Source organism: Pseudoalteromonas sp. FUC4 (assembly GCF_008370255.1).
Taxonomy (GTDB): domain Bacteria; phylum Pseudomonadota; class Gammaproteobacteria; order Enterobacterales; family Alteromonadaceae; genus Pseudoalteromonas.
On the sequence record NZ_SEUI01000001.1, the window covers coordinates 1,100,874 to 1,113,504 of the forward strand.

The window sequence follows — 12,631 nt, forward strand, 5'->3', positions numbered from 1 at the left end:
TTAGAACGACTTTAAGCCAACAGCTATGTTGGCTTTTTCATTTTTAGAACATGGTATTAATATGAACTCCCTTAAAGAGCTTAAAAGTGGCAAACTTGTTGGTGTTACTCGCCTGCAATTGGTAGAAGAGCTAACGACATTTCCTGAAGAAATTTTTAGCTTAGCTGACACGCTTGAAGTTCTTGATTTATCAAATAATAAATTATCAACACTACCTGATGAATTTGCCTGTTTAACACACCTGAAGCGTGTGTTTTTATCGTTTAATCAGTTTAAGCATATTCCTAAAGTGCTCGCTAAATGCCCTGCTTTAATTATGGTCGCGTTTAAAGGTAACCAAATTTCTGAATTTGCTTTAAACAGCCTGCCAAAAAATATTGAGTGGCTAATACTCACCGATAATACGTTAAGCGAATTGCCTGAAGATTTTGGTAATTATACCCAGCTTAAAAAGCTCGCGCTTGCGGGCAATCAACTTAAGCAACTGCCAAGTAGCATGGCGCAGTGTAAAAACCTTGAGCTTGTTAGGCTCTCTGCTAATAACTTAACACACGTAGACGACTGGCTGTTTGACCTGCCTAAACTTGCTTGGCTTGCGTTTGCCGGTAACGATTTTAATAAAGCCCAGTGCCTTACAAAAAGCAGCTTAGAAAATAAACCTCTTAACGATTACACACTTAGTCATGTTATTGGCCAAGGTGCATCGGGCGTTATTCATTTAGCGCAAGCAGCTGATAGCGCTGTAGCTATTAAATTATTTAAAGGCGCAATTACCAGCGACGGCTACCCGCTTGATGAAGTAAATTGCTGCTTACAAGCAGGCGATCACGCTAATTTAATTAAGGTACTTGCCTACATAGAGCAAAGTGATCAGCTAGGTTTAGTGATGGAGCTAATAGATAAAAGCTTTACTAATTTAGGCCTGCCTCCAAGCCTTGAAACCTGTACGCGTGATACCTTTGATGATGATTGCCATTACTCAACTCACTCTATTTTAAAAATTGCACAGCAAATGGTAAGTACGCTGCATCACTTACATATTTGTAAAGTAAGCCATGGCGACGTGTATGCGCATAACACCATGATAAACAAAGATGCTGATGTATTATTTGGTGATTTTGGTGCAGCCACAAACTTAGCCATGCTAAGTGATTATCAACAAAAGCAAATCGAGTTAATTGAAGTACGTGCATTAGGGTGTTTAATTGAAGACTTATTAGGCACGGTAACTGGCGATGATAGACAAAGTGAGCTCTTTGTTAAAATGTCCGATATGGCAAAATGTGCGATGCAACCTGCATTAAATCAAAGGCCAACATTTACTGAGTTATTAGTTGAGCTAAAATAAGTTTAATATTAATAATACAAGCGAGCAAAATGTAACACCTTGCTCGCTTTTATTTTATGTTTATTCGGATTTTTCGCACTTATTTAGTGCGCTTAAACGGGTAAACCTGTTGTTTAAGCATACCTACGGGCATGTAATCCCCGACTACGCCATACGCTTGTGGCCACTCTTTTTGGCCTTTAACAGCAGTACCAAACACATAATCTAAAAACGAAAAATGTGCAGCGTAATTTCGGTCAATCGCGGCTTTATCTGACGCATGATGCCAATGGTGAAACTGCGGTGTAACCATAAAATACTTTAGCCAGCCAAATTTCACACGTACATTTGCATGGTTAAACACAGCCTGTAAACCCACAATTATTACGTACAAACTAATTATTTGCTGTGAAAAACCAAGTACAAATATAGGCGTGAGCACTAAGCTGCGGGTAACGAGTATTTCAAGAATATGCTGGCGAGAGCCCGCTAACCAATCCATTTCTTTAGCACTGTGATGTACGCCATGAAAGCGCCATAATAAAGGGACTTCGTGATAGGCACGATGCACCCAATACTGCATTAAATCAGCCACGAGTATTATTAAAAACAACTGCACTACAAAGGGAGTTTGCTCTATATAACCTTGTACTGTAGATGATACAGCCCAGCCAAAGCCATAATGCACAAAGTGGTTAGTAACGAGTAATACAAAACCAATAATTAAATGATTTACAAAAAAGTGGTTTAAATCGCCTCGCCACTCGCTACGTAATATTTTTTGCTCTTTTCGATGGGGTAGTAGCTTTTCAATAACAATAAATATGAGTGTTGAGCCGAGTAAATCTAAAATAAACCAATCAAGCCCTATGTAAGGTGTGTCGGTAGCAAATTCGTTTACTTCAACGTTTGGTCCGCCAAACATGATAGCGAGTAAAATAAAAAACCACGCTGTAGCCCCTAAACGCTTATTGGTATTACGTACAAAGTTAAGTAATCCTAAACTGCCCGAGACCAATAATGATGCAAACATAAGCTGACGTAAAAAGTCGACGCTGTAGCTTTTTCTAAGCTCTGGTGTCGTTAAGTATTCAGGAAAGTGAAACGCTAATACGCCTAAGCAACTCAGTATTGCTAAAAAGCAGGCTATGTAGCCACTTATGTTGCCCTCACCTATCTGAAGATGATTTGTGCGAAATACTTTTCGCGATAAAGCTCTGATCATTTTTATTATTCCTTGCGTCGTTGAGTTGATTAAATACAACGAAATTCCATTGATTAACACACCCACATATTAACAAAATTTAGGGTATAAAAAATACAAATAGTTCCCTCCTAATTTTGAATTGCAAATATACAGATAAACCAAACGCAAAAAAGCCACGCAATGCGTGGCTTGGTTGGATAAAGCTAAACTTTTATAAGGTCAATTATAAGTACTGACCTAATGCTTTAACTTGGTCTAACATGCGGTTTGAGAAACCCCACTCGTTGTCGTACCAAGCCATTACTTTAACTAGTTTGCCATTGGCTTTAGTTTGCGTTGCATCAAAGATTGACGACGCTGGGTTATGGTTAAAGTCGATAGAAACAAGCGGAAGCTCGTTATATTCTAAAATACTCTTCATTGAACCCGTTGCTGCTTCTTTCATGATTGCATTGATTTCTTCTGCAGTCGTATCACGCTTAGTGATAAACGTAAAATCAACTAAAGAAACATTGATTGTAGGAACACGTACAGACATACCGTCTAATTTACCAGCAAGTTCTGGTAATACTAAACCAACAGCTGCCGCAGCACCTGTTTTAGTTGGGATCATAGATTGAGTTGCACTACGCGCACGGTATAAATCTGGGTGGTAAACGTCAGATAAGTTTTGATCGTTTGTGTAAGCGTGAATAGTCGTCATGCTACCTTGTTCAATACCTACTGTGTCGTTAATTGCTTTTGCAATTGGCGCTAAACAGTTAGTAGTACAAGAAGCGTTAGAAATGATATTGCTATCAGCATTAATTACGTCGCTGTTTACACCATGTACTACTGTTGCATCTAAACCAGTACCTGGAGCAGATACGATTACTTTTTTAGCGCCTGCAGTAATGTGCTTTGCAGCGTCATCACGTTTAGTGAAAAAACCAGTACATTCTAAAACGATATCTACGTTTAGCTCTTTCCACGGTAAGTTTGCAGGATCACGCTCTTGCGTTAACGTAATTACGTCATCCCCAATTAGCATAGTGTTATTTTCAAGCGTTACTTTTTTAGAAAATTGACCATGAACTGAATCATATTGCGTTAAATGTGCATTTACGTTAGCTGGTGCTAAATCGTTAATTGCTACAATTTTAATTTCGCTGTTTTGAGCTGACTCATAAAGTGCACGTAAAACATTTCTACCGATACGGCCGTAACCGTTAATTGCTACATTAATCATTTTAGACTCCTATTTAAGTTCACTTGCTTGGCGAGCAAGCGCTTCAATTGCTTGCCAGTCTTTATTTTCAATTAGTTGTTTATCTAGCATCCACGTACCACCCACACAAATAACGTTGTTAAGCGCTAAATAGTTAGGTGCAGTTGCTAGGCTAATGCCGCCAGTTGGGCAAAAAGTAATATGTGGTAATGGGCCACCGATTGATTTAAGCATTGCTGTTCCGCCGGCAGCTTCTGCGGGGAAGAATTTTAAATACTTAAAACCATGCGACGCAAGTTGCATAACTTCACTTGCAGTTGCAGCGCCTGGTAAAAATGGTATATCTGATGTTTTAGCTAAAGCAATAAGCTCGTCGCTAACACCTGGACTCACCATAAAATCTGCACCAGCGGCAACCGAAAGATCAAAACTCACCTTATCTACTACCGTACCAGTGCCTACATAAGCTTCAGGTACTTCTGCTTTCATTAGCTTTACAGCTTCTGCAGCAATAGGTGTACGTAGTGTTATTTCTAAGGCTTTTAAGCCACCGTTGTATAACGCTCTTGCAAGTGGTGCTGCATCTTCTAATTTTTCGATTACAACCACTGGCACTACGGGTGCCGATGCTAAGATTTTTTCAATACTCATTACTTGTTCCTCATTACCCAGTATGGCTAATATTTATTCAAGTCCAAAAGCACTCGCGCCTAAATCGGCACTGCTTACGATATTTCTAAATCCAGTAAATAATTCACGACCTGTACCAAATGTTGCACTTGGCAGGCTAAGTTCTGCTTCACGTTTAGCAAGTTCTTCGTCGCTAACGTGTACTTTTAAAATTCCGTTTGGCGCATCAAGCGTTACTAAATCACCTTCTCGGATTTTAGCAATAATGCCACCTTCTACTGCTTCTGGTGCTAAGTGGATAGCAGCAGGTACTTTACCTGATGCGCCCGACATACGGCCGTCAGTAACAATGGCTACTTTAAAGCCTTCATCTTGAAGCGTTGCCATTACTGGCGTTAATTTATGTAGCTCTGGCATACCTTTCGCTTTAGGGCCTTGCTCTTTTAGCACGGCAATAAAGTCTTGGTTTAATTCGCCACGCGTGTATGCGTCTTGCAGAGCACCTTGCGAGCTAAATACTTTTGCAGGAGCAGTAACGGTTTGATGTTCTTCAGCAACAGCTGACACTTTGATGACAGCTTTACCTAAGTTACCCGTTAGAAGTTGCAAACCACCTTGCTTACTAAATGGGTTACTCACTGGACGAAGTACTTCTTCATCGTGCGAGTTTGCTGGGCAATCTACCCATTTAACTTTAGTTGGGCCAGTTGAGTCGCTCATGATCAAGCTATCGTCTTTATCCAAACGAGGCTCTGTCATGTATGGCGCAAGGCCATCGCCCAACATTGTTTTAACATCTGTATGTAAGTAACCAGCGCTTGCTAGTTCTCGCATTAAGAAACCCATACCGCCAGCTGCTTGGAAATGGTTTACATCAGCTGAGCCGTTAGGGTAAATACGTGTAAGTAATGGTACAACTTCTGATAAATCAGACATATCTTTCCACGTAACCTGAATGCCCGCCGCTTTTGCTATCGCAACAATATGAATGGCATGGTTAGTAGAACCACCTGTAGAAAGCAGGCCTACTAAGCCGTTTATGATCGTTTTTTCACTGATCACATCGGCTAAACACGGACTGTCTTTATCATCTGTAAGTTGCTTAAGCATTGTTTCTACAGCATTACCTGTAAGACCATCGCGAAGCTCTGTGTAAGGATTAATAAACGAGCTACCAGGAAGGTGTAAGCCCATTATTTCCATTAACATTTGGTTTGAGTTTGCAGTACCGTAGAACGTACACGTACCTGCGCTGTGATAAGACGCACTTTCAGCTTCTAATAAGTCTTCGCGGCTTACTAAACCTTGTGCAAACTTTTGGCGAATACGTGCTTTTTCTTTGTTAGGAATACCTGATTGCATTGGACCTGCTGGTAAAAAGAACACAGGTAAATGACCAAACGACAATGCACCAATTAATAAACCCGGGACGATTTTGTCACAAACACCTAAACAAAAAACGCCATCAAACACATCGTGCGAAAGAGAAATTGCTGTAGACATAGCAATTACATCGCGAGAAAAAAGTGAAAGTTCCATGCCGTCACGCCCTTGCGTAACACCATCACACATTGCAGGAACGCCACCAGCAACTTGTGCTGTAGCATCGAATTTGGTAGCAATGTCTTTAATTAAATCTGGGTAATCTTTGTATGGCACATGAGCCGAAAGCATATCGTTATATGAGTTGATAATAGCAAGATTTGGCTGCTCATCAGCCTTTAAGCGCGCTTTGTCATCACTGCTACAAGCAGCCATAACATGGGCTATATTGCCGCAACCTAAACCGGCACGAACTCTTGTTTGTTTTTTTGCGTGTGAAATGCGTTCTAAATAATCTTGACGGGTATTTTTACTGCGTTCGATAACGCGCTGGGTAACTTCTTGAATACGAGGATGTAACATAATTTAACTCATCTCTATTAGTTAGAGGATAAAGGCTCAGTAGCAACTACAGACTCCACGTAAATAACTGTACTGAGCATCTTTGATTTACCCGTTCAAAGGTACGCTACCAGGGAGCCTCTCACAACAACCCTGACACCGGTGTCACTGTATTAACGCATAGCAATGACACCGGTGTCAACCCTAGGTAACAAAAATAGTCTAATATTTTAACATGACCGAATAATGACCTAATTCATTTTTAGGCACAAAGTATATTTTAGCAAGATCAGAGTAAAAAAAGCCCGAATAAGCGTCACTCATATTCGGGCTACTGTGAAAATATCCTTAACTCACTATTTTATCGCAGAGGTTGACTCACGTGTAATCAAGCGCGACTCAAGCGTTACCTGATACGGCTGCTCTTGTGGTTGAGCTATGTGTGAAATTAGTTGTGTTACGGCTTGTTTTGTCATTTCCTCAACGGGCTGTGCAATCGTTGTTAACCCAGGCCAAATATGACGTGCAATGGGTGCATTATCAAACCCAGCTATTGAAATGTCATCAGGCACTTTTAATTGGCGCTGAGTTGCTAATTTAAGTACGGCTGCCGCCATGTAATCGTTTGATGCAAATACAGCGGTTGGCCTAGGTGATAAATCTAAAATACTACGTGCACTATCTACACCTGAGTGATAACTAAAATTACCCTCCTCGACTAAGCGCTCGTCAAATTCTATACCATGGCTTGCAAGTGAACGCCTGTAACCTTTAAAACGTTGTTGCGTGGCACTGTGATCTGGGTGCCCTTTAATAAAGGCTATCGATTTATGACCGAGGTTAATTAAATGCTCGGTAATCTCAAATGCGCCTTGCTCATCGTTGCTACGCACAGAAATTGAATCATCTTGTAGTAAAGCCGATGCAACTCTTGCGTAAGGGATTTTTTTAGATTTTAAAAAGGAAACGAGTTTAGCAAAATCCCCAAAAGGAGGCGTTAATACAATGCCATCTAATCGAGAAGTTTGTAGTAATTGTTCAATATTATTTATAAGTGCTTCACCACGAAACTCACAAGGGTGTATCAATAAATTATAATTGTTTTCTTTACACGCTTCTAAGGCGCCCGTTTGCACTCGGGTAATATAACTTTTACTTGGGTTATCGTATAAACAGCCAATAATAAAGCTACGATTTTGAGCAAGACCTCGTGCAATTGGATTTGGGGTGTAATCAAGCTCTTTAAATACCGCAAGCACCTTTTCTCGGGTCGCGGCACTTACGTTAGGCTCATTGTTTAAAACGCGTGATACGGTTTTTTTAGAAACCCCTGCATGGCTTGCTACACTATTTATGGTTACTTTTTTCATCTATCCATTATCCAAATACAACCTGTAAGACCAAAGCCCTATTTGCTATTGTGTAAACACGCAGCAGCGCCAATAAGCGGAATATTATCTTGTGTTACGAGTGTTACAGGGATTTGCCCTGCGTACTGCGACATAATACCCTTTTGCGAAAATCGTTCAACAAAACGGCTCTCAAGAAGTCTTACTTGCATACGAGGTAGTATTCCACCGCCGATAAATAGTCCACCTAAGGCGCCATAAACTACGGCTAGATCGCCAGCAACACTGCCAATCCAATCACAAAACTGGTTTAAGGTTGCATCACACACGTCACATTCACCACTATTCGCTAGGCTGCTAATTTGTGCGGCATCTAAATTTTTAGCTGTTACACCCTTGACCGCAGACATTGCTTTGTATAAATGCGTTATGCCAGGACCTGAAAATACTGTTTCGATAGAAACATGGGGATGATCTTTACGTAACTCATTTAATAATAAAGTATCGAGTTCATTAACAGGTGCAAGTGATATATGCCCCCCTTCTGAACTCAACACTGCGGTAGATTGGGACGTTCTAACTAAACACGCGGCACCAAAACCAGTACCAGGACCTATAACACCAATGTTTGCGTTATCATCAGCTTGACCTGATTTAACAATGACGTTTTGTTTAGGATCTAAGTAAGGTGCAGCGTAAGCAAAGGCAGCAAAATCATTAATGACTTCAAGTTGCTGTAAATCAAAATGAGTTTTAAATTCACTGACGCTAAAATGCCAACCTAAATTGGTTAAATGCACTTGCCCGGCTTTTATTGGCCCTGCAACGGCTAAACATGCGCGTTTGGGTGAAATATGCGGGACTGTTTGTAAGTATTGCTCAAGCGCACTTTCAAGAGAACCAAAATTGGCACTAGGAAAAATATTAATGTGCTCTATTATAAATTGGTTAGTCTGTTCATTAAAAGCAGTTATTAAAGCAAAGCGGGCATTAGTGCCGCCAACATCAGCAACTAAGATGGGATCAAATTGGGCAGAAGCGTTTGGGCTCATAGTATTATCTCTTTTGTTAAGCGACTCATGCTTATTATTTTACAATGGTGTACCATTGTTATTTATACTTTGAGCTATCACCTCAAAGTAGCTATCACAGTAAAAAATGCTGCCTATAAAAGATATAGACAGCGAATACGTTTTGACAACAAAATGATAAAACACTGACATTATGACACCGGTGTCAGGAATTTATCAATAAAAATATACGTTAATTCACAAAAAGCTTGAAATTATTCATCAATAAACGAAAATGACACAATTATTTATCAATTTAATTAAGTTGTAACAATGAAAGGTAAAGCTACCTCATTTGATATTGCCCACTATGCAGGGGTATCTCAATCAACTGTATCTCGCGCTTTACGTAACAGCCACCTTGTTAATGAAGAAACACGCAAGCGTGTTTTCGATATAGCTAAAAAGCTTAATTATAAAGTAGATAAAAATGCGAGTAACCTTCGCACTCAACAAAGTAGTACGCTTGCATTATTGTTGTTCGAAGATCCCACCTCTGACGAGTCCCAAATAAATCCTTTCTTTTTAGCCATGCTTGGCAGTATTACCCGTGCTTGCGCTAAAGAAGGTTACGATTTATTAGTTTCATTTCAATCGGCCAGTGCTGATTGGCAAGCAGACTACGAAGACAGCCACAGAGCTGATGGCATTATTTTACTCGGGTATGGCGATTACATTGATTACCAACCAAAATTTAACACCTTACTTGAACAAAACACTAAGTTTGTTTGTTGGGGAGCAACGGTAGATAACCGTCCCGATTTAACTGTTTGTTGCGATAACTACGGTGGCGGTAAGCTCGCCGCTGAGCACTTTATTGCACATAGTAGAACTGATTGCGCTTTTATTGGTGATGCCTCTGATCACAGCCCCGAATTTTTTAGTCGTTTTCAGGGTTTTAAAGATGAGCTATGGGCTAACAACGTTAAAATAAATGAGCGTAAAATGGCTAATGCTATCTCTACTGAAGAATCTGGCTATCACGCCACACGTTCATTAATTGCTAATAATATTAAATTTAACGCCTTATTTGCTGCAAGTGACTTAATTGCTATTGGGGCTATACGCGCACTTAAAGAAGCAAATATTAACGTGCCAAAAGATGTTGCGGTAGTCGGCTTTGATAACATAGCCATTGCGAGTTATGTAAACCCACCACTAACCACAATAGAGCAAAACACCACTATTGCTGGGCAAATGTTAGTAGAAAACCTATTAAAACTGATACGTGGTGAAGAAGTTCAAAGTACCCTACTTCCACCTGTATTAATTTCACGAAAAAGTAGCAGTTAAAATATTCTAATAAAATTTCAATATAACAAAAAAGCTTCTAAATAAATTTAGAAGCTTTTTTAATAACTGCAGCATTTTATACCAATCCGCAATAATACTTAATCATTTTGCGGGACTAAACGTGTCGCTAACTGCGTTAAAAAATTCTTATTTAGAACAACTAAATAGCGAATTTTTTGCCTAGCTATCAACACGTTTTGCCTGCCTCAAAATAGCTCACTTAATTAAGCGAATTGGTATTATATATTAGTGTTTTAGAGACTCGGCAACCACCGGATAATAGTCCCATACTTGTTCATCACTGAGTGAGCGTACAAGCTTAATGTATTCTGCATGAGTCCATGCAAGTGGCGTTGCTGAGTTTGTGCCCTCGCCTAGCTCATACCCAGCTTTATTTACACCTACACCATCCCATACTTGCTCTGGTAACATAAGACCATTATTGGCAAATTGCTCCAAGCCTTTAACATAGCTGTTTTTAATTTGCGCTTGTTTTACGTCATTGAATGTATTGCTGGCATTGGCTGCTGCAATTTCATAATGACCACGTTCGCCTGTAAAAAATGGCCATACACGGCCACGTTGGCCTGGTGTATTACTGCCACCCTCGGCATAGTTTGTGCCCGTAACTTCATCTTCGCCGTAGCCATCATTACCGTAGCGACGGTAGCCTGCAAATGTGCCGCTGCCGTCGTCAAAGCTAAAGCTGTATTTAACTTGTAGGTTATCTTCAAGCGTTTCGTCATCGTACTCAGGCAGTGTTTTAACAATGCTTTCGTCGTTAGCACTACGTACGCCATAGCGTACTAGCTCTAAAAACCCGCCATCTAAAATTTGCTTTTTATTAAACCCTTCGCGGCCATTATTAGCGTTAATTTTAGTGTTTGAGTTTGCATCGGTATCTTGGCCTATACGAATAAAGTATTCGCCATCGCTATTCTGGCCTTTTAAGTTACCTTTAGTAGTAAACATTTGCGATTCAATATCGCTGCTGTATTTTTTAGCCGTAGCAAGATAGCGCTGCGCGTTTTTATAATCGCCACTAAGCGTTGCTATATCACTGGCTGTAATAAGGCCAGCGACTATTGCCGCAGTAGTCGAAGGCGAATAACCTTCTTGCTCTTCCCAGCGTTCTTGTTGGGTTGCCGGTGGTGTAATTTGCGTGTCGTTCCATAAAATTTTAGCAAGGCCGCCATCAACTAAAAAATCAGCTGCTGGTTTTAACATTTTGCTGTACCAACTTTTTAGCTCTTCATCGCTGAGTACATTGGCTTTGTGTAACTTCCAAGCAAGCATAATAGGCATAGCGGTTTGATCTAGTTGTACACCTACCCATTCAAGCTCACCATCTACATGTGTTTTTTGTAAAAACCAGCCTGTATCGCCGTTATTGCCCGGGGTTTTGCTGTTTACTTGTACTTTTTCAAGGTATTCAAATGCTATTTTTGCGGTGGCGGTATCGCCGAGCGCCATAAATGCCATGGCTACTTGGTAAAAGTCGCGCACCCACACCGCTTTATAACCGGTTGAGCCTTCTTTAGCAGATACGGTTTCGCCCCAAGGGTTTGACAATGAGGCAATAAGCGCACCGGCATTGGTTTTATCTTCTTGTGCCTTTAAAACCATGGCACTGGTGTATAAAAGTTTACCGTTATCGGCTGTTTGTTCAACCATGGTATTAAGCGGTTTTAGGCTTTGTAAGTAATCTTGCCAGCCGAGCGCTTCACCTTTACCGTTATAGTGATCAAGCACTGCTTGATAGCCTTTTGCTAAGCTTTGCTCGCCTTGTTGTATACTTTGCTGCTGCGTTTTACCAAAACTAAGTGCTAAATCGAAGGTGGTGTTAGCGCTTATTTCACCAAGCTCTGCCAACATGCTTACGTTACCTGCTGTTTCGCCAGTATTTGTATAATGAGTGTTTAGCGCTTGAGTTGTTTTAAGTGCGTTAATACCATCACTTTCACCCGTAAAGCCTACCGTTTTAGCTTTAAAAGGGGTTACTGATTGAAGTGATAAATAGTTATCGTCTTCCCATGCGACAAGGCCTTGCTCAGTCGTTTTAGCAAAGTCACCTAACCCGTTGTTGTTTATATAAGGGTTTACAACAACATAGGCTTTTAACCCTTCAAGCTCAGTGTTAAATACACTGCGTACAAATAATGTTTGACCATCTGGGTCAGTAAAAATGTGTTTTTCTAGGCTAAAGCGCCCTTGTTTATCAGTGCTAGTTACTTTATAAGCCAGAGAAAGTGGGCGACCTTGTGCATCTTTGTATAAGTAATCTATGGTGACATCTAATTCATCAGCTTCACTAACGGTAAAGTCTTTACCTGTAACAACAAACTGCATGTCTTTTATTTGTGCCTGGTGAATAAGCCCAAACATGGTTTCGGTGATCATACCTTTAGCGATTGAAAACCATACTTTAGATACATCCCCCGTGGCAGCTGCATCAGTGTATTGGCCGTTTTGGTATTGCTCGTACGATGTACCAATACCGGTTTTACCCGCGTAAGCCCAAAATGGTTCAGCACCTGGTGCGCCTGGCGCCGATGTAACCTGTGCAGCGGTAGTTTCATCCGTCGTGCTTGTGTTTTGAGCGCCACAGGCAGTTAAACCTAACGTTAAAAGTGAGGCGGTTATAAGGTTATATTTTTTCATTGT

At 40.5% G+C, this 12,631-nt stretch carries 9 protein-coding genes; 2 read left to right on the top strand and 7 right to left on the bottom strand.

From position 1 onward, the window contains the following. Positions 1-25 precede the first annotated feature (25 nt). Positions 26-1,348, top strand: coding sequence for a leucine-rich repeat-containing protein kinase family protein (locus tag EU510_RS04920; RefSeq protein ID WP_149592506.1), 1,323 nt, complete (start codon positions 26-28; stop codon positions 1,346-1,348). A 79-nt stretch (positions 1,349-1,427) separates the two neighbouring features. Here EU510_RS04920 and EU510_RS04925 read toward each other — a convergent pair whose 3' ends face one another. The 6 genes from EU510_RS04925 to glk form a co-directional block, all read right to left on the bottom strand. Next, positions 1,428-2,552, bottom strand: coding sequence for a sterol desaturase family protein (locus tag EU510_RS04925; protein WP_149592507.1), 1,125 nt, complete (start codon positions 2,550-2,552; stop codon positions 1,428-1,430). A gap of 205 nt (positions 2,553-2,757) precedes the next feature. Next, positions 2,758-3,762: a type I glyceraldehyde-3-phosphate dehydrogenase gene (gene gap, locus EU510_RS04930; RefSeq protein WP_149592508.1), complete on the bottom strand. Its 1,005-nt coding sequence runs from the start codon at positions 3,760-3,762 to the stop codon at positions 2,758-2,760. Positions 3,763-3,771: 9 nt separating this feature from the next. After that, positions 3,772-4,392: a bifunctional 4-hydroxy-2-oxoglutarate aldolase/2-dehydro-3-deoxy-phosphogluconate aldolase gene (gene eda / locus EU510_RS04935; protein WP_149592509.1), complete on the bottom strand. Its 621-nt coding sequence runs from the start codon at positions 4,390-4,392 to the stop codon at positions 3,772-3,774. A 33-nt stretch (positions 4,393-4,425) separates the two neighbouring features. Next, a complete protein-coding gene (edd, locus tag EU510_RS04940) occupies positions 4,426-6,276 on the bottom strand; it encodes a phosphogluconate dehydratase (protein WP_149592510.1) in 1,851 nt (616 codons plus the stop codon). A gap of 335 nt (positions 6,277-6,611) precedes the next feature. Continuing rightward, the gene (locus EU510_RS04945) at positions 6,612-7,625 is read right to left on the bottom strand and encodes a LacI family DNA-binding transcriptional regulator (RefSeq protein ID WP_149592511.1); all 1,014 of its coding nucleotides are present in this window, start codon (positions 7,623-7,625) and stop codon (positions 6,612-6,614) included. A gap of 38 nt (positions 7,626-7,663) precedes the next feature. Beyond that, positions 7,664-8,656 (bottom strand): glucokinase, encoded by a 993-nt coding sequence (gene glk, locus EU510_RS04950; protein WP_149592512.1) that lies wholly within the window; start codon positions 8,654-8,656, stop codon positions 7,664-7,666. 291 nt (positions 8,657-8,947) lie between these two features. Between glk and EU510_RS04955 the strand changes: the two genes are divergently transcribed. Then, positions 8,948-9,967: a LacI family DNA-binding transcriptional regulator gene (locus tag EU510_RS04955; RefSeq protein WP_149592513.1), complete on the top strand. Its 1,020-nt coding sequence runs from the start codon at positions 8,948-8,950 to the stop codon at positions 9,965-9,967. Positions 9,968-10,213: 246 nt separating this feature from the next. Here the strand turns inward: EU510_RS04955 and EU510_RS04960 are convergent, their stop codons facing one another. Next, positions 10,214-12,628, bottom strand: a complete 2,415-nt coding sequence (locus EU510_RS04960) for a glycoside hydrolase family 15 protein (RefSeq protein WP_149592514.1) — start codon at positions 12,626-12,628, stop codon at positions 10,214-10,216. Positions 12,629-12,631 lie beyond the last annotated feature (3 nt).